The organism is Winogradskyella epiphytica, assembly GCF_003217215.1.
In the GTDB taxonomy this organism is placed as follows: Bacteria; Bacteroidota; Bacteroidia; order Flavobacteriales; family Flavobacteriaceae; genus Winogradskyella; species Winogradskyella epiphytica.
In genome coordinates this window covers 38,284-55,729 of sequence record NZ_QJTD01000009.1, presented here as the reverse complement: position 1 = coordinate 55,729, position 17,446 = coordinate 38,284, and the positions used below count along the sequence as shown (strand labels likewise).

The 17,446-nt window shown below is 33.4% G+C and carries 19 protein-coding genes; 7 read left to right on the top strand and 12 right to left on the bottom strand.

What is annotated here, in order from left to right; translation table 11 throughout:
* Nucleotides 1-142 precede the first annotated feature (142 nt).
* Complete coding sequence (locus DFQ11_RS13955; protein ID WP_110476498.1) at nucleotides 143-424, top strand: hypothetical protein; 282 nt, start codon at nucleotides 143-145, stop codon at nucleotides 422-424.
* Here DFQ11_RS13955 and DFQ11_RS13950 read toward each other — a convergent pair.
* The 10 genes from DFQ11_RS13950 to DFQ11_RS13905 all read right to left on the bottom strand — a co-directional run bounded on the left by DFQ11_RS13950 (nucleotide 398) and on the right by DFQ11_RS13905 (nucleotide 6,307).
* Nucleotides 398-607, bottom strand: a complete 210-nt coding sequence (locus tag DFQ11_RS13950; RefSeq protein ID WP_110476497.1) for a hypothetical protein — start codon at nucleotides 605-607, stop codon at nucleotides 398-400. The two genes, DFQ11_RS13955 and DFQ11_RS13950, sit on opposite strands and share 27 nt — an antisense overlap.
* A gap of 174 nt (nucleotides 608-781) precedes the next feature.
* Nucleotides 782-1,039, bottom strand: a complete 258-nt coding sequence (locus tag DFQ11_RS15120) for a hypothetical protein (protein ID WP_123796506.1) — start codon at nucleotides 1,037-1,039, stop codon at nucleotides 782-784.
* Nucleotides 1,040-2,650: 1,611 nt separating this feature from the next.
* Nucleotides 2,651-2,986, bottom strand: a complete 336-nt coding sequence (locus DFQ11_RS13940) for a hypothetical protein (protein ID WP_146221542.1) — start codon at nucleotides 2,984-2,986, stop codon at nucleotides 2,651-2,653.
* A gap of 133 nt (nucleotides 2,987-3,119) precedes the next feature.
* Entirely contained in the window at nucleotides 3,120-3,572 is a 453-nt protein-coding gene (locus DFQ11_RS13935; protein WP_110476494.1) for an SRPBCC family protein, read from the bottom strand.
* 41 nt (nucleotides 3,573-3,613) lie between these two features.
* Complete coding sequence (locus tag DFQ11_RS13930; protein WP_110476493.1) at nucleotides 3,614-3,976, bottom strand: nuclear transport factor 2 family protein; 363 nt, start codon at nucleotides 3,974-3,976, stop codon at nucleotides 3,614-3,616.
* A 5-nt stretch (nucleotides 3,977-3,981) separates the two neighbouring features.
* A complete protein-coding gene (locus DFQ11_RS13925) occupies nucleotides 3,982-4,344 on the bottom strand; it encodes a DUF2200 domain-containing protein (protein WP_110476492.1) in 363 nt (120 codons plus the stop codon).
* 7 nt (nucleotides 4,345-4,351) lie between these two features.
* Nucleotides 4,352-4,789, bottom strand: coding sequence for a hypothetical protein (locus DFQ11_RS13920; RefSeq protein ID WP_110476491.1), 438 nt, complete (start codon nucleotides 4,787-4,789; stop codon nucleotides 4,352-4,354).
* A 2-nt stretch (nucleotides 4,790-4,791) separates the two neighbouring features.
* The gene (locus DFQ11_RS13915; protein ID WP_110476490.1) at nucleotides 4,792-5,247 is read right to left on the bottom strand and encodes a VOC family protein; all 456 of its coding nucleotides are present in this window, start codon (nucleotides 5,245-5,247) and stop codon (nucleotides 4,792-4,794) included.
* Nucleotides 5,248-5,257: 10 nt separating this feature from the next.
* Nucleotides 5,258-5,806: an SRPBCC family protein gene (locus DFQ11_RS13910; RefSeq protein WP_110476489.1), complete on the bottom strand. Its 549-nt coding sequence runs from the start codon at nucleotides 5,804-5,806 to the stop codon at nucleotides 5,258-5,260.
* A 42-nt stretch (nucleotides 5,807-5,848) separates the two neighbouring features.
* Nucleotides 5,849-6,307: a YciI family protein gene (locus DFQ11_RS13905; RefSeq protein WP_110476488.1), complete on the bottom strand. Its 459-nt coding sequence runs from the start codon at nucleotides 6,305-6,307 to the stop codon at nucleotides 5,849-5,851.
* A gap of 381 nt (nucleotides 6,308-6,688) precedes the next feature.
* Here DFQ11_RS13905 and DFQ11_RS13900 point away from each other — a divergent pair, with 381 nt between their 5' ends.
* Together DFQ11_RS13900 and DFQ11_RS13895 are read left to right on the top strand one after the other, a co-directional pair.
* On the top strand, nucleotides 6,689-9,067 hold the full coding sequence (locus tag DFQ11_RS13900) for a TonB-dependent siderophore receptor (RefSeq protein WP_110476487.1): 2,379 nt from the start codon (nucleotides 6,689-6,691) through the stop codon (nucleotides 9,065-9,067).
* Nucleotides 9,068-9,128: 61 nt separating this feature from the next.
* The gene (locus DFQ11_RS13895; protein ID WP_110476486.1) at nucleotides 9,129-10,259 is read left to right on the top strand and encodes a PepSY-associated TM helix domain-containing protein; all 1,131 of its coding nucleotides are present in this window, start codon (nucleotides 9,129-9,131) and stop codon (nucleotides 10,257-10,259) included.
* Between the two features lie 61 nt (nucleotides 10,260-10,320).
* Here the strand turns inward: DFQ11_RS13895 and DFQ11_RS13890 are convergent, their stop codons facing one another.
* Complete coding sequence (locus DFQ11_RS13890) at nucleotides 10,321-10,695, bottom strand: Fur family transcriptional regulator (RefSeq protein WP_110476485.1); 375 nt, start codon at nucleotides 10,693-10,695, stop codon at nucleotides 10,321-10,323.
* 665 nt (nucleotides 10,696-11,360) lie between these two features.
* Here DFQ11_RS13890 and DFQ11_RS13880 point away from each other — a divergent pair.
* From DFQ11_RS13880 to DFQ11_RS13860, 4 genes are all read left to right on the top strand, one after another.
* The gene (locus tag DFQ11_RS13880; RefSeq protein ID WP_110476484.1) at nucleotides 11,361-13,430 is read left to right on the top strand and encodes a TonB-dependent receptor; all 2,070 of its coding nucleotides are present in this window, start codon (nucleotides 11,361-11,363) and stop codon (nucleotides 13,428-13,430) included.
* An 18-nt stretch (nucleotides 13,431-13,448) separates the two neighbouring features.
* A complete protein-coding gene (locus DFQ11_RS13875) occupies nucleotides 13,449-14,333 on the top strand; it encodes a hypothetical protein (RefSeq protein WP_110476483.1) in 885 nt (294 codons plus the stop codon).
* A gap of 493 nt (nucleotides 14,334-14,826) precedes the next feature.
* Nucleotides 14,827-15,210 carry an acyl-CoA thioesterase gene (locus DFQ11_RS13870; RefSeq protein ID WP_110476482.1) on the top strand — a complete coding sequence of 128 codons (384 nt, stop codon included), beginning with the start codon at nucleotides 14,827-14,829 and terminating at the stop codon, nucleotides 15,208-15,210.
* 716 nt (nucleotides 15,211-15,926) lie between these two features.
* Nucleotides 15,927-16,643 carry a hypothetical protein gene (locus DFQ11_RS13860; RefSeq protein WP_110476480.1) on the top strand — a complete coding sequence of 239 codons (717 nt, stop codon included), beginning with the start codon at nucleotides 15,927-15,929 and terminating at the stop codon, nucleotides 16,641-16,643.
* Between the two features lie 145 nt (nucleotides 16,644-16,788).
* Here the strand turns inward: DFQ11_RS13860 and DFQ11_RS13855 are convergent, their stop codons facing one another.
* On the bottom strand, nucleotides 16,789-17,337 hold the full coding sequence (locus tag DFQ11_RS13855) for a hypothetical protein (protein WP_110476479.1): 549 nt from the start codon (nucleotides 17,335-17,337) through the stop codon (nucleotides 16,789-16,791).
* Nucleotides 17,338-17,446 lie beyond the last annotated feature (109 nt).

Below are 17,446 nucleotides of genomic sequence, written 5' to 3'. Positions count from 1 at the left end.
TTGCTAAATCTGGACTAATATATGAGGATAGTTACAGAAGTTCTTTGGTGAGAAATTAATGCTTTTTTACTTGTTTTTTACCACAGTACTTTGTTGTGTACCGTTTTTATTTTTCCGATATTGTTCCTCTAAAACTATTCTTATGTTAGTAAATAATCCTGCCGATAAAATTATAACTTTATTAGAAAAATTAATTCTTTATAAAAATACTAAAGAAGAAATTAATAACATAATTCTTAAATTAAAAGACGAAGTTTATAAAGTCCGATTTGTAGAACCTAAAGATGATAAATTTTACTCTTTTAAGGTCAAAAAACGCATCGGAATTTTATCTAAAAATTTCCAAGCAAACCAATCAGAAGAAAATTCAAAAGCTATTATAGATTTTCTCATAGAATTACGTGAGATTGATACCGAGAGTTAAGTCCTCCATAGCAATATGATATTCTAAAATTTCTTTATGGGCTTTTCTTTCATAGTTTTCTCCGTGTTTTTTTATATTCCAATTAACTGTCCCTAACTCGTGTTTTAAGTAATTTAAAATTTCTTTTTGGTATTCAGAGTTTTTGTGTTTATAGGGTTTTGGATGTTCAATTGTGTTGTTCATAGTCTTTTCAAATGGTACACAACGGTCTCGTATAACCGTCAGTTACGGGTTAAAGTACGCAAATTTTTCGATTTAGAACTGACTTTAGCAATTCCGAGTGGATTCGGACGTAGTCGAATCCGCCGTAATTGCGGTTATACATTGTTGCCAGTAGTTTTTATTTCACCGACTTACTTATTCAGCTTTTGTTTTGATTGAAGTTAAAATATCAATCCAATCTTCTTTTTTATTAACTCTTAAATCTATTAGATCATATAAATTTTGTTCGTCAATATACTTTATAGACAAAACATCAAATCCGAAGTCAAACATTCTCGTTTCTAATTTGTTGCTCACAATTTTATCTATTTGAATAATCTTTTCAGCAGTTTTATTTATTCCTGTATAATATTTGATTTTTAATTCATTCGGTTCAGCATTGTATTCAATCAAATGGTTTTTCTGTTTGTAAAAGAGAAATAGTGAAACTATTAACCACAAAATGAGATAATAAATTATAAATCCGAATTCTAAATAATTTTGACTTAATACATAGATTATTAAGACAACTAACAACATCGTAGGTACAAGAAATTTATTTAGTAATATTTTATTCTTTAAAGTCATTTTCGGTTAAGATTCTATTTTCTTATTTAAATATAATTGTGATTTTCGGTTACTATTCCTTCAATTCAAATTGACTTTTAGCTGTTCCGTTAAATTACTGGCAACATGCGTATATATCTACTAGTACATATATTTTCAATTATATAAATACTATTGGTATGTCTTGGTATTGGTTTAAGTGTCTAATTTAGTGAAAATTATAGTAAATGTGGGAAATTACTGTTTTGAAAATAAATTTAGTTATTCTATCACATCAAAATTATCAAAGAAAGTTTCCATGTCAGTAATAGGTATAAGGTGCTCCGTGATGTTGGGTAGTTGGCTAATGGTTAGTTTATTTATTTTAGAGTATGTGAGTCTCACTCCTAACAGATCTTCAAGCATCATAGTTACCGCCTGACGTAGTCATTCTTTTGGGTACTGCCAGTAGTCTTGAAGGTAAATGGTGATGTTGATTTTTTTTGATTTAAGTTTTATCATGGTTTTTGTGTAGCTGGTTATGGAACATCAGGTATAATTTTCCGTCATAACCAAAAGATAGAGTAAAGCAATGAATTTCGCTGAAGAATTCAAACGGGTATTTAGGCAAAGCTAATGCCGTGGTTATAAAGAAACGAAGCCCTTAAGTGTTTAATTTTATGAATATTACATTTGAAACAAGGCTTTATCCATTTGTTTGTTTTTAAAACTAAGATTGCTATTGTGAGGAATCTTACAGAAGTGCGTTGGTAAAATCTTAGTACTTTTTCATAGTTACTTGAATATAATTGTCTCCATGCATTTTACCCTCAATTTTTGGTGTATTCCTAAAATAAGTCATAAAATATTATGATTAAATACACTATTTTAATTAAATTGCTCACAAATAACCAACCTATTATCTTTTGTATATTCATCTTTTAAGATGATATAAGCAGGCCTTATGGTCTGCTTTTTTATTTAAAAATTGCCCATATAGACATTATGGTTACAAATTAGCAGGTGAGTCTGTATTCATAATTCTGAGCGATTGTGATTTGTCTATGAATATGGTTCTTGTTACGTCCGAATGTTGTTCATATTGATATACCCTTAATTTAATTATGAAGTGTTATTTCTTTCTAAATTATGATATGCGCCAAAATAGTATGGGTTCTTTATTTAGGCATTTAGGGAAACAATTGGTGTTTTTCATGTTTTGTTTATAGGAAATAGACTGATCTATTCATGATTTTTCGGGGTTGTAAATCATAAAAAAACTAAAAAACACAATGATTTTAATTTATTTTTACATAACTTAGCTTGCTATTAATCAGCTGCTTTTAGTTAAGTTGGAAAAAGCAGATCATTAGATCTGCTTTTTTTTTATTCTTAAAATTAGCCTAATAAGTTTACCTACAAACTTGTGTTAGTGTTCTTCATAAAGAGCGATTGTGATTTATTTGTGACGTGGGGCTTTTATTCCTTATAATTATATTGAATACTATTCCAAGTTTGCCATATTTTCTTACTCAACATTTTAAATTCTTCCGCGTCTCTTCCATTTTCTAATAGTAGGAATAGATCATGCATTTCTCCACGTAATTCGGGATATTTATCCGTCACTGTTTTAATATTGATCCAGGCACTTATATGTTCTTTAAATTCTTTTTGGAATGTTTCTGGACAGCACTCATAATTTAATGACATTAAGTGAGACGTGTAAGTGCCAATGGATTCACTTAGCGAGACCTTGAGACTTGCTTGATTTCTAATTTCACCTAATTCCTGGTCTCTAAGAATGACTTTTTCCACACAGGTTTTGGCTTTGAAAGTTTTATTGTTAGTTATTTTATTACAAGACAAGAGATATATACAAAGCAATGGTATCCATACATATTTCATACTTCATTTATTTAGGGTTTTATGTTAACAGAATTTTAGAGCGTTAGACATTAGATTCTAAGTGTAATTTCATATCCTTTAAGTCTTTAGCCATAGCTTTTTTCATACTGCCTTTTATGATAAAGCCCATAAGACTAGAAATAATTTTCGCCATGATTGTTTGAGCAGATGATGAAAACGACATACTTAGTTGGGTAACATCCCCTTTGGCTTGCACTACTAATTTAGAGATATAAATGGCGCCATGACTCTCTGCTCTTGTTTGGTAGTATTCATTTTTAACCGCTTCGGTAATCCACATGATTTCAGTGGCTTCTTTTCCAAACATTTCTCTGGTTTCTTTCCACTTAAATCCGATTAAGGTTTCTTTTGGTTCTTCAAGAACTTCAATTTTTTTAATACTACTGATAAAGTTTGTGCAATTTTTAAAGTCGGTTATTACCTTCCAAACCGTTTCTACTGGTTGCTTAATTAGTACTTTCTGTGATACTTCCATGTACAACTTATTTTCTTATAATTCATGTTAAATATAGGCTGCTAAAACGAACCATTTTCATTGGGGCTTTTCGTATCTATGACCTGTCCTATGTCCCAGAGTTCAACTATTTTAGAATCTTCGAATCTAAAGATATGCACTACCGCGATTTCCATATCCTGTTTTTTCACTAGGGCGTGTGTAATGACGGTATCTTTGTCCACGTACGATTTTTTCACTTCCAAAAATTCATTCGGACTGGTTTCGTGCGCTTCTATCATTGCGGTTTGCAAAGCTTCTCTAGTTCCTTTGAAGTATTGATTGTGATGAATAAAATTTGCCGATACATAATTATTGAAACCTTCATGTACTTTTCCGCTGCTCACTAATTGTAGGAAATCTTGTGCTATCTCTTGGATGCTCATAGTGCTTAAGTTCTTAAAATTTTCTCCATTTTTCTACCCTTTGCTAATTCATCTACCAACTTATCTAGATCTCGTACGTTTCGGGTTAATGGGTTTTCAATTTCTTCTATGCGATAGCCACATATTACGCCTTTTACTAAAGGTGCATTAGGGTTTAACGTTGCTTTTTCGAAAAAAGTTTCGAAGCTGACCTTCTCCTCTATCATGGTTTTTAAATCAGATTCGGTATATCCAGTTAACCACTCTATTACTTGTAATAATTCTTCTTTAGTTCTTCCTTTACTCTCCACCTTAGTTATATAATGCGGATATACCGAGGCAAATGTCATTTTTGTAATGCGTTGGTTGTGCTCTGGGGTTGTTTTCATATCTGTTTTATTTTAACCATTTTTTTTGAATACTGAAATGGGCAAACCCTATTATTAAAACACCAAATACCACCACCATAATTGGCATAGTAGCTGCTTGTCCTGGTCCATAAACTTCCATAGATTTTGTAAAAAACACATTGTGTATCATTTGCGGAATGATAGCACATAAGGATAGGATAAAGGCTGATTTTGCCCATTTTTTTCTTAGCACCAAGCCAATAGACCCTATAAAACCACCAAATACCGCAATGGCAAAAATAATAGTAGTCCATAGCGGATAATCTCCATAAAGTTCTCTTTCTGCTTGTGGTAATTTGGCTAAAGCTTCCTCGGAAATAAAGGTATGTGCAAAAAAGGAAAGGACGCCCATGAAATTCCATAAAAGGAAAACCACTGCTATCATCCAAAACCAAACGGGCACTTTTTGTTTATGATGTTCCATGTCTATTTTTCTTTTTGATTGTTTTCTTTTTGATTGGGATTAAAGCTAATCATCCAGTTAATTCCGAATTGATCCGTAAACATTCCAAAATAAGAGTCCCAAAATGTTTTATTCATTGGCATCGCTACTTGTCCGTTTTGAGATAATTCATCAAATAATCTATCTGCTTCAGCTTTGGTATCGGTATTAATAGAAACGGCAAAGTTATTCCCTTCGGTTACCTTACTAGCCCATTCGCCTCCTGCATCACTCCCCATTAAGGTCGTATTGCCTATTGGTAAGGATATATGCATAATATTATTAAGCTCTGATTCGTCTACTTTACAGTTAGGGTCCTCTTGCGGCATATCTTTAAACCTACCTACATAGGAGAATTCTGCACCGAATGCTGCTTTATAAAAATTAAAGGCTTCTTCGCAATTGCCTTTAAATGTAATGTATGTATTTACTGTTGTCATAATTTAAGATTTATTGCTTACTGTTTTCTAGTATGTTTTTTAGGTTTTGTAAGCCAGTTTGAAAATCATCACCAACCATTTTTTCAAAATCCATAAATATTAGGAATAAATTACTAGGATACTCCGACCTTCCTGTAAATCCCCATTTTACTTTAGTTTGGTTTTGAGCTACATTCTCGGTAATCATATAGGCCGCTTCTGTGGATTGGAAAGGTTTAAAAAATCGTAACTCGAAATCGATTCTTTCGCCTTCGGTGATGTTTATAATTTCTTGTTCTCCGGCACCTATATTCTCATCCTCACTTTCCCATGCCGAAATAAACCCTACTTGCCCATCTGTACCTGTGTAAGTTTTTTTCATGTTTGGGTCTATACTCGCCCATTTACTAAAATGGTCTTGGTTTTTAAGCTGCTTTATATATGCAAAGACTTCAGATTTAGGTGCATTAATTATAATTTCTTCTTCTACGGCGTAGTCTTGTTTTATAAATAGTGCTGCTACTAATGGTATTGCGATAATAATTCCAATAACGATTAAAATCTTCTTTAGTGTTTTCATTTGTGCGTAATGTTTACGATTGGTTAGGCTTTAGGGATGTACTTAATATTTGGTTTTCCAAATTTTGTCTGATGCTTCTAGGTATTCTGAAAGTGCTGCAGATCCGTACCATAAAAACAATTCTGGCTCTAAGAACTTTTCCAATATGGCGGGATCTGATTGAAGTAGGAGCTCGGCCTCTTTTATAGTTGAAACATTTAAAATAAAAATTCCTCTATAGTTTTTTTCATTTTTAAGCATTGGTCCGGCTACTATTAATTTATTTTCTTCAACTAGTCGTTTGATATTGGCCATATGCCCTGCGAAACTGCTGTTGATTAATTCTTCATCTTTTGATTCGTTAGTTCCTGTTTTAAGGATGACGAAGACGTAAGTTTTCATTCCATAGTCATCTGCTTTTAATTCAGTAGCTAATTCGGGATCGTAGTTTGGATTCGTTTTCTGGGCAAACACAGCGTTGATTGACAATGCTATAGTTACTAAAGTTAGAGTAAGTTTCATCGATTTATATTTTTATACTGTTAATTTCTGATTATCTACACCCTTCTTTCTAGTATTTTACTTTTCAGAAACGCCCTACGGCTATATGCAATTACTCTACTAAGTTATGGAATAATTAATTATGCCTTTCATAGAAAATAGGAAAAACACTGATAAGAAATAGCTCTGTTTTCTATTATATTTTTTCATTCAACTCTCCCTCAAACCATTGTGCAGCCTCAGGATTCAGGAAAAATTGATCAGCATTAAAAAACTTATCTCCTTATGTTTTTAATATTCAAGTCGTTAATAATTATTATTTATATTTAATCTAAATAAACTTTGAAAAACAACTAATGGGTTTTACATTTGCGGCTTTATTTAAAATCAATCTAAATTATTATGCTTAAAAATATCAGTTTATTTATGCTTTTTGCGATACAGATAACATTCGCACAAAACAAAATCAGTGGTACCATTAGTACCGAAAAACAAGAAGCTATACCATTTGCTTCGGTAATTATTGAAGGATCTTCCAAAGGAACATCAGCCAATGAAAACGGCTACTACGAATTACAAGATGTGCTGCCTGGAACATACAAAATACGAGTTTCATTTGTTGGCTTTAAATCGGCTACTCAAACAATCACCATACAGGAAAATGAGGATAGCATCCTGCATTTTGAATTAAAAGAAGACTCACAATTAGACGAGGTAGAAGTATTTGGAAGTAGGTTTACCCACCCGGATAAAATTGAAGCATTAACAAGACTACCTTTAGCTCCTTATGAGCAAATTCAGAGTATTTCAATTATTTCTGATAAATTGATAGCGCAACAAGGAAACCTAACGATCTCTGACGCTACAAAAAACGTTCCTGGAGTCTACACTTTTGCCACCTATGGAAATAAAAGAGAAAGTATGTCTTCTCGTGGTTTTAGAGGGATTCCTATACTAAAAAACGGTGTACGTGTACATTCTGACTTTAGAGGGGTTGGTGTATTAACCGATATGCAAGGAGTTGATAATATTCAGGTGCTAAAAGGGGCTGCTTCTATCACACAAGGTGTAGCCACGGATTTAGGAAGCCCAGGTGGTGTGGTGAACCTAGTAACAAAAACACCTAAATACGTTTTTGGTGGTAATGCAGATTTACGTATTGGAAGTTACGGTCAAGCAAGAACTACTTTTGATGTGTATGGACCATTAGTAGAAAGTGGTAAAGTTGCATTTAGAGTGAATACCGCATTAGAACGTGCCGATAGCTATAGGTCTATGGTCTCTTCAGATCGCTTTTATATCAATCCTTCTTTAGAGTGGAAGCCAGATGATAAAACAACCTTCACTGTGGAGATGGATTATTTTGAAGATAGCCGTACCCCAGACCTAGGAACGGTAAACCTTGGTGAAAATGACGAAAACCATATTTACGATTTGCCGCATGATGTTTTTCTAGGTTTTGAAAACGATAAGTCTTTAACTACCAATGCCACCTACTCTATCCGATTTAGTAGAGAACTTAGTGATAAATTAAGCTTAAAAGCTGCATACTACAAATCTAATTTAGACTTAGATGATAAAGGGGCAAGCTTAGGCAATGTTATAAAAGATACTTCAGGTACACCAATTTATAACCAACGAAATCGTGGCTATTCCGCTTCTACGAGAAAAGACAATAATAGCGTAATGCAATTTGACCTTATTGGTGATGATATTAAAACCGGTAGTATTTCACACACTTTCCAAGTTGGATTTGATTACCGTACTACAAAATACAACACATCTTCTATGAGTGTTTCCAATATTGATACTATCGATGTATTCGCTAGCAACAACCATAAGCTACCTAGTGATATGGCATTTCCAGAGGCTACCTTATTAGGTGCTCAGTCTAAAGCTTTTGGTTTTGTAGCTCAGGATGTAATCACTTTCAACAAGTATATTAAAACCTTTTTAGGTGCTCGCTTTAGCAGAACACAAACTATCACGGCTACGGAAACTACAGAAAGCAACGCCTTTAATCCATTAGGTGGTCTTATCCTGAGCCCATTTAAAAATATAAACGTCTTTGCTTCCTACACCAATAGTTCGTACCCAAGAACGGCTACGCGATTAGATGCCAATGGTCAAGAATTAGGTAATGAGCGTTTTGATCAGCTAGAAACTGGAATTAAAACCAACTGGCTAAACAATAGATTACGCTTTAACCTTACCTTCTTTAAAATCAACAACAAAGACATCAACCTTCCTGTTTATGACGAAAACTGGGTGGCTACAGGATATTACCAAAAAGGAGGTAACGATGAGCGTAAGGGAATTGAGGTAGAACTTAGTGGCCGACTATTAGACAACTTAGAAGTTATTACAGGATATTCTTATATAGATGCACAGTATAAAGAACATACTTCCTACGTATATGGTTCGGCCCCTTTAAACACGCCAAAACATACTTTTAATGCCTATGCTAATTATAGTTTTAAAGAAAAGCTAGACGGACTTTCTTTAGGTGCTGGAGTATACTTTACTGGCGAAAGACCAATAAACGATTGGAGTTCTGGAGCTATTACTCACGAAGGAATCGTACCTAATCAGAAGCCTTTTAATGTAGATTCCTATACACAAGTTAATTTACAAGCGGCTTACCGTATAAACACACATTGGAACTTTAGATTTATACTAAACAATGTATTTGATGAAGTGGGATATAATGCATATAGAACAAGATATATCAACCAAACAGATCCTAGAAATTTTGCGGGAGTTTTAAGCTACTCCTTTTAATTCAATTAGTCCAAATAAAGCGTAGTCATTAAGATTACGCTTTATCATGTTAATGCACATTATGAAAAACAAAAACACATACAGTTTTAGAAAGTTTATAAACGACCTGCACTTATGGCTAGGATTAGCAAGTGGCATCATTTTGTTTATCGTTTGTTTTACAGGAACGATTTTAGTATTTGACGCAGAAATAAAGAGTTTTTTTGCAGAGGACTTTATGGTAGAAGCAAAGGCTGAAAAACATAAGCTGACTAACTTAACACAAACTTTAAAAGAGACTAATAAGGTATATGTTACAGGAGTGAGTATCCCCTACAAGGATAACGAGCCCTATACTTTTACTGTAAAAGAAGACTTAAAAGAGCGACGTGGAACAAAAGTTCTTGTAAACCCTTATACCAAGGCTATACATAAAAGTGAAAAAACAAAAGTGGATGCTTTTATGTTTACGATGTTTAAGCTACATAGATGGTTGTTGTTAGATATTAGTATTGGTAGACCTATTGTTGGCGTTGCCACTATTATCTTTTTATTATTATCTATTTCCGGAATTGTACTATGGTTCCCCAAAAAGTTAAAATGGAAAAATATAAAACAAGGCTTAAAAATAAAGACAAAAGCCAATTGGAAACGTGTGAACCATGATTTACATAATACTTTAGGCTTTTACGCTTCTATCTTTTTGCTTATTATGGCTATAACTGGCTTATGCTGGTCTTTTGAATCCTATAGAGATGGCTTGGGGCAAATTATAGGGACAAAGATTTTTGATAGATCTGCACCAGAATTCTCCCTAGAAAACAAAACGGATATGGAAGCTATTTCTTATGATGCAGCCGTCGCTTTAGCTAATAAAACGCTAAATTATCCTGGAGAGCTTTCAGTAAGCTTCCCTAGCCCTAAAAGCAATTACTATAGTTTTAGAAAGTATGCTGAAGAAAATTGGTCCCCTTCTATTTCAGATAAAGTTTATATAGATACTTATGGGCAGCTATTAAAAGTAGAGCTGTTTGACGACAAACCATGGAACCAACAAATAGCATCCTTAATTAGACCTCTACATATGGGAGATGTTTTTGGAACGGTTTCTAAAATCATTTACTTTTTAGCATGCCTTATAGCCACAAGCCTACCTGTAACAGGTACCATTATATGGTTAAATAAGCTGAAAAAGAAGCGAAAAAGAAAATAAATACCTATTCCTAAGAATTAGAGTTCCCAACGCTTGTACTTAAGGTCAAAACACTCAAATCTTAAGAACAATCTTTACAAATACCAGTTAATACACAATTCATATGTGCAACAGAATATGCATTTGGAACTGTAAAACTAACTTTATTAGGCAAACACTCTATAGTATCACACGCTAAGCATTTAAAATGAAAATGATTATCCGAAACCTTATTGTTATCATTCTTATCACTTAAAGCAAAATACTGTTTTCCATCGTCGGCAACAATCCTATGTAACACACCATCTTCACAAAAGCGGTTTAAAACACGATATATAGTGGCTCTATTAATATCCATGTGTATTTCTTGTTCAATCGCATCTTGACTCATGGCTTTGCCAGCAGTTTTTAAAACCTCTAGAACAGCTTCTTTCGTTGGTGTGTTTCTTCTTTTCATTTCTTAATGCGATTAATTCGCGATAATTTATTGCGATTATCTTGCAATAGTATAAAAATATAATATATTTGCAAAACTAACAAATGCGACAAAATTGCATTAAAGATGTATTGGTAGTCTCATAGCGTATTAATATTGTAAGTTTATATTACTTGATGAAAGTTAATTGTTTTAAAAATAAGCTTGTTTATTTATTCCTTTTCCTTTTTCTCTCCATGAAAATGGTTGGACTGCATACGCTTTCCCATGAAGAGGATAAAGACCAAGTTTCACATTGTGTTATTTGCGACTATGCGATTGCGCAGAAATTAACTCCATGCTTCCATCAGGTTTCCGATGTTTTTACAGTTGAAAACAATGTACCTGTTGTCAAGAAAGAACGCTTTAAACATTATAGTTGCGTTTTACTACATAACATTGCGGTAAACCTGCTCTTTTGCAGGCCTCCCCCTTTCTTCCTATAGATTCTCTTTACATATTACTTCCATAAAACCTCAATCTGTTTCCTTACTAAGATGAGGAGGTTATATGTTTTATTGCCTTAGCTGCAAGTAAAATATGGGAATTTTCATAATGAAATAAGTTGCTTGTTCTTGGTCTAAGAACCATTACATCCAATACGTTTCGGCAAGCCAAAAAATATTTCTTAAAAAAAACAAGAAAGAATGCATTATTATAAAATGCTACTCCTTGCTTTCTTACTACTTCCTATAGTAGTATTTGGCCAACAGGATAGCACTACTATACAATTAAATGAGGTGGTAATAAAGTCTGTTAACCTCCAAAAATCTATTTATCAAGCACAAAAAGTTAGTAACTTTATACAGCAGATTAATACCGGAAAAGATTTAGCAAATCAGTTAAAATCTTTATCAGGAGTTCAAGTACGCAAATCTGGAGCAAATGTTTCAAAGCCAATAATAGACGGTTTATCTAGTAGCCGATTGGTGTATATGGTTAATGGAGTGAAATTAGAAAACCAAGATTGGGCAGACGCACATTCACCTGAAATAGATGCAGATTTAGCCAAGAATCTAAACATATTACGTGGCGCAGAATCTGTAAAACACGGCTCAAATGCCTTAGGAGGAGTTGTACATGTGGATGCTGGGAGAATTTCAAGTAACAAAAACATAAACGGTTCGGCAACATTATACTACTCCGGAAATACAAGAGGCAGGGGCGCTCACTTAAAAATACAGCAAAACTCAGGCCTAATACAAGGTTTCGCTTGGCGTTTAAGTGCTAACAACTCAAAAAACGGCGATTATCATACGGCAGACTATAATGTAGCAAACTCAGGAACAAGCGTAGCGAGCTATCGGGCTGAGCTAACTTATAAACTTCAAAACGTAGAGATAGAATCTTTTTATTCTAATTACAAGTCCAAACAAGGCAACTATTTTGGAACACTAACTGGAAATGTGGAAGAATTTGAAGAACGTATAGAACACGGACAACCTTTGGTTACTTTTCCTTATGCATTTAAAATTGAAGCGCCTTACCAAGAAAGTACCCATCAGATTGCAAACACCACTACTACATGGAAATTTTCGCGAAAATGGTTTGTAAAATCACAATATACCTATCAAAAAAACCATAGAGAAGAATTTGATGTAAGACGAAGCGTGTCAAATACTGTTCCCGTACAAGACATGATCCTAAGTGCTAATCATTTTAATTTTGAATTGGGTTTTAAAAACAACACTTTGCATGCTGCTCTTGGTGTTCAAATTAGAAATAAAGAAAACTATAATCAACCTGGAACCGGTGTAACTCCTGCATTGCCTAATTATTTATACAAAGAAAAATCTGTTTACACACACCATACTTTAAACGTCAATCAATGGCTTTTAAACGCAGGCTTACGATATGATTGGGCAATCATGAATGCTCGAGGAATTAATTTTCTAGGACAAAAATATGGTGAAAACAAAGATTTTTCTGCCCTATCAGCGCAAGTGGCAGCGAAACTAGCTACAGAGAAATGGGACTTGCAATCTTCTTTAAGTCATGGCTGGCGTATTCCTGAATCGTTTGAATTATATGCGAACGGAAAACAACACGGTATTCCTATATATTTTGTTGGTAATAAGGATATGAGTGCGGAAAAAGGAACAAAATGGATGAACACTATTACTTACAAAGCAAAAAACAGCCGTTTTGAATTTCAAGGCTTTATTAATAAAGTAGAAAATTACATCTATTCTGTACCAACGCATCAGTACAAACAACTTTTTTCAGGACCCGCAGCTATTTTTCAATTCAAGCAACAAGATGCTTTATTGTATGGTATAGACCTGATTCATTCTTCTACCATAACTCCCAAATTAGAATTTACAAATAAATTCACATGGATTCAGGGAGAGGAGATTAGCTCTAAAAACCCGCTACCTAATATCTCGCCCCTACGCTTGCACAACTCCATAAATTATCAGCTTCCTGTTTTGGGTGATTTTGAAGAAATCAATCTACAGTTTGGTCATGAATGGGTTGGGAAGAAAAACAATTTTAATCCGGATTATGAATTATCACCCCAAACACCTTCAGCCTATCACCTATTTAATATAGCAGCTAGTTCCCGCTATCCTATTAACCAAAAACTAACATTAAGAATAAGCGCAAGCATAGACAATCTGTTTAATACGCTTTATAAAGACTACCTAAACTTACACCGTTATTTTGTTCACGATAGCGGACGTAGTATGAATGTGAACGTTCAATGTAACTTTTAACCCTTTATTTATTTTATTATGAAAACAAAACAATTTTTTAAACCTGTATTATTTGCATTGGTAAGCATACTTATGCTTGGCCTAAACTCATGTAGTAAAGATGACGATTTGCCTGCAACTCCTAATGATGAAAATACCGAATTAGGCCATGAGGAATGGTCAAAAGTTAGCTTTAGATTTCACCGCGGACATTTACATGGATCCACTTTTCATGGAAGCCCAAGCAATGAAAATGTCAGGTATTTCAAGGCCGTTCAAGAAATTAGTTATGAGTATGATGAAGCAGGAAACTTAATACTACCGGATTCTCCTATTCGATTAATTAAAGGCGAAATCTATGCTTTAGAAATCACATACTTTAATAAAAATGGCGAACGTATAAATGCGGAGTTTACTTCGGAAATAAATGCACCGATTCATCAGCATTTTTTTCTCACAAAAAACGCCAAGCACATAGATACAGATATGGATTTTTCTAATGCCGAGTCTATATTAGACTACGTTTACCGTGACACCAATCCAGAAGACGGTATGTATACCAATGAAGGCGTGAGCTTAAGAGGAGCCGATGATCCTATTGGCTTAAAAGGATATTTTTTTGTTAATGAAGCCTATACACAATTTGAATTAAATGTGATTTTAGTACACTTAATTCATGGAACTAAATGGGATAGTAATGGAAACCCGTTTCCTTTTAATGCCCCTAGTAATGCGTTTTTAGGAACACAAGATTTAAATATTAAAATTCCGGTTAGAGTGTTTACGAAACGCCCAAGCAATGATGATTTTGATCAATTTATTCAGGAGATTGCCGACGAATTCCATGTTACTGCAGAAGCAGCAGAAGCAGATTGGTTGGAAGCTGTAGAGACCCCATTTGAGAGTGGGAACTATTGGATGTAAACTCTAGATTACCTAAAAAATAAACTTTTTATTTAATTAGTCTTAAAATGGTATTGAGAAGCTAGCTTCTTAATACCATTTTTGCTTATATGTACCCAAAATTCTATTTTAAAAAATGAATGATTTTGGTCTTCTTAGAAAACCTAATTACAATTCAGAACGACACATGACGCTGTAAGAAAGTTGTTTTTTATCAACAAGATTTCCAAAATAGTTTAACAAGTGGTGAGCTAGGAGTTATTACTCCTTAACATTCTGATGATATTACATTAAAAAAAAACACTTAAAACAATCTAGAAGTCACCTTCCAAACCATTTTAAGTGTTTAAAATAAATACTTGTTTGCTTGCTGAATGGAAAACAAAAGTCATAAAATTAAAAACAGATTTTCATTTAAAAAACCGCTGTTTTATTACCATTAATGAATACTATATTCTTTATAAAATTATATATTTAGCCCTTTAAAATTCTGTTTAATTTCAACAAAAACACTATGGACAAAGCTGAACGAATAAAAAACGCAACAACTAAAATTTTTAAAGCTGTTTTCCCTAACACTACAAATCACTACGACACGCTTTTTGGTGGAACAGCAATGCAAATGATGGATGAGACTGCTTTTATTGCTGCTACCCGATTTAGCAGACAACAAATGGTAACAGTAAGCAGTGATAAAATAGATTTTAAAAAAGCAATTCCAGCGGGTACCATTGTGGAACTAGTGGGGTATATAACCCATGTTGGAAACACTAGCCTAAAGGTAAGAGTAGATATTTATGTGGAAGAAATGTATTCCGATTATAGAGAAAAGGCTGTTTCTGGAGAATTTACTTTTGTGGCAATAGATGAAAACAAAAAGCCTGTAAAAGTTATTTAAAAATCCAGAATTACAGCAGCAATTAGCTTCATTGTTGATAATATAACTTGAAAGGAATATTAATAAACCGCGAAAGAATATGAAATTCTTAAGGGTTCATCAGGTTTCAACCAGATAGCAGCTTCAACCTGTGCATATTCTTTCGTTATCATAATATTACCACTTAACACACGCTTCTAAACGTCTGTCTGGAACCAACCATGAAAAACTTAGGAGTCGGTTTCTTTGATCGTTCTATTATATTCATGATGATCCGATTTAATTAGTAATGAAACAGCTTCTTTTCTTTCAAATGATTGGTAACAAAGAGAAAGCAATCTTTGCATAGCCTCTCTTGAAAACCAGCCCTTCCCTACTCCTGCCAACTGACTTACAGGTGCCGTATAAGGCAAAATAGCCGTGCTATCCATGTCAAATACAAACGCCTCGTTCTCAAAATCAACTTCCGACGCAAATAAATTATTGGAAAGAAATTACAGATCGTGACAAAAAACTATAGAGAACACGGTGAATAATTCATTGCTGTTTATAGCCGACTTACGAACATTGCTTCGCCAGTTCGCTTTGCTCGGGTCCTGCGGAATATTCTATCTGTGATTTATTTGCTCAATTAGTTGCTGGAACACGCAACTAACCAAATACAACAACGTTACCTGTAATTTGACGCAACCATTTCGGAATTTCTTCATCTATTAATTATAGCCAGAAATGCAATTATGAAAATAGGAAAATTAAGTTTACTAATAATTTTAGGTATTGTTCTTTTTATTAGTTGTTCAAAAGAGGAAGATGACTTAATTAGTCAAAATTGTGAAGCTAATTGTACTGAAATTGTTGGAAAAGTTATGACCAATAATGGTTCTACACCTATTCCGAATTTAAAAATCAGCTTAGTATGGAACCATAATCCAAATTCAGGTCCTAATCTCATCAGAAAAAAGGCATCAACTAAAACAGATGACGAAGGAAATTATAGTCTTAAATTCTATCTCAGGGACGATGAGTTAGATAATGGCTTCCATAGATTGTACCATGATGAAATTGAGAATAGTGAATTTCTGGCACCTAATCTGAACGGAATTACTGCTTTATTTAACTTGAATCGGGATACTCTATTATTACAAAATCATAATGTAGTTAAAAAAGCGTTTGTGAATTTGACTTTGTTAAATTTAGACGACATTCAAGGTAGTAACAAATTCTGGACAAATTTTGAATACCCAAGTCCTTCAGGCTTTTCACAATCTATCGATGGAGCAATTAGAAGTTGGACAAACGATTTTGAGAGTAATCAATTATTGGAAATAGCTGGAAATCAACCTGTTGTTATAGAAATAGTGCGTAAAATTAACGATATTACAACAAGAGAAAACGACACAATATTTGTCGATGCAGGAACAACATTGAATTATACAGTTGATTTTAATAATTAAAAACTACTACCTACAAAGAACTGAGTTGAAGAACCAGTTAATTCTGTGCTGCTTCCTAAATTTACTTTGCCTTTTATCAGCAATCCATTTATTGATTTTACTTAATAGAGAATTAAGGCGGCATGCCTCGAAGCTTATACTACTGTTAATTCTTAGTATCTGGTAAAAGCCTATTGATTGAATTTGTCTTTAGTTGGTAAATAATTTCAACTATTTCATCTTCTGTAAATATGCCATCACAAAATCTATTAATAATTGAATCTACCTCTGACGCAATAAACGACTTGAAATTTAATCCCGATTCTTGTAGGAGTACTGTATATAATGTTGAGATTGCCACTTCATGTGGTTTATTTGCAAGAAGAACTATGTGTCTAGTTTCTTCACCTTGATAGTCAGCTTTCATATATTCTATCATTTTAGTGACATCATTTGGCTTAATTGTAATTTTACAGTCTCTAAAATCAACTATAGTATTCCAAAACTTGTTGTAATCTGGATCTTTAAGTATATTTTTTTTAAGCTGAATTAAATCGTTCACATTGATAACCCCACGATAATATTCAACGACAACTTGCCGATCTACAATTACCTTATATGATCCGAATTTGTTTGTAGTTTCTGGCACATTACCAATTTCAATCATCGAAGCCTGCTTTATGAATTTATTCTTTTCATACTTTAGAGGTCCCATTAAAGCATTTGACAGTATTACTTTTAGAGATTTTAAATGTTAAAAGTAATGATTATATATTAGTCTTTTTTAGTCTTTGCACAAATACTGACCTTATTTTGCTAATATC

Excerpts from the sequence above, each read along its gene's own strand:
- DFQ11_RS13955 (WP_110476498.1), top strand. The coding sequence starts at position 143 with ATGTTAGTAAATAATCCTGCCGATAAAATTATAACTTTATTAGAAAAA.
- DFQ11_RS13950 (WP_110476497.1), bottom strand. The coding sequence starts at position 607 with ATGAACAACACAATTGAACATCCAAAACCCTATAAACACAAAAACTCT.
- DFQ11_RS13935 (WP_110476494.1), bottom strand. The coding sequence starts at position 3,572 with ATGGAAGTATCACAGAAAGTACTAATTAAGCAACCAGTAGAAACGGTT.
- DFQ11_RS13930 (WP_110476493.1), bottom strand. The coding sequence starts at position 3,976 with ATGAGCATCCAAGAGATAGCACAAGATTTCCTACAATTAGTGAGCAGC.
- DFQ11_RS13925 (WP_110476492.1), bottom strand. The coding sequence starts at position 4,344 with ATGAAAACAACCCCAGAGCACAACCAACGCATTACAAAAATGACATTT.
- DFQ11_RS13920 (WP_110476491.1), bottom strand. The coding sequence starts at position 4,789 with ATGGAACATCATAAACAAAAAGTGCCCGTTTGGTTTTGGATGATAGCA.
- DFQ11_RS13915 (WP_110476490.1), bottom strand. The coding sequence starts at position 5,247 with ATGACAACAGTAAATACATACATTACATTTAAAGGCAATTGCGAAGAA.
- DFQ11_RS13910 (WP_110476489.1), bottom strand. The coding sequence starts at position 5,806 with ATGAAAACACTAAAGAAGATTTTAATCGTTATTGGAATTATTATCGCA.
- DFQ11_RS13905 (WP_110476488.1), bottom strand. The coding sequence starts at position 6,307 with ATGAAACTTACTCTAACTTTAGTAACTATAGCATTGTCAATCAACGCT.
- DFQ11_RS13900 (WP_110476487.1), top strand. The coding sequence starts at position 6,689 with ATGCTTAAAAATATCAGTTTATTTATGCTTTTTGCGATACAGATAACA.
- DFQ11_RS13895 (WP_110476486.1), top strand. The coding sequence starts at position 9,129 with ATGAAAAACAAAAACACATACAGTTTTAGAAAGTTTATAAACGACCTG.
- DFQ11_RS13890 (WP_110476485.1), bottom strand. The coding sequence starts at position 10,695 with ATGAAAAGAAGAAACACACCAACGAAAGAAGCTGTTCTAGAGGTTTTA.
- DFQ11_RS13880 (WP_110476484.1), top strand. The coding sequence starts at position 11,361 with ATGCATTATTATAAAATGCTACTCCTTGCTTTCTTACTACTTCCTATA.
- DFQ11_RS13875 (WP_110476483.1), top strand. The coding sequence starts at position 13,449 with ATGAAAACAAAACAATTTTTTAAACCTGTATTATTTGCATTGGTAAGC.
- DFQ11_RS13870 (WP_110476482.1), top strand. The coding sequence starts at position 14,827 with ATGGACAAAGCTGAACGAATAAAAAACGCAACAACTAAAATTTTTAAA.
- DFQ11_RS13860 (WP_110476480.1), top strand. The coding sequence starts at position 15,927 with ATGAAAATAGGAAAATTAAGTTTACTAATAATTTTAGGTATTGTTCTT.
- DFQ11_RS13855 (WP_110476479.1), bottom strand. The coding sequence starts at position 17,337 with ATGGGACCTCTAAAGTATGAAAAGAATAAATTCATAAAGCAGGCTTCG.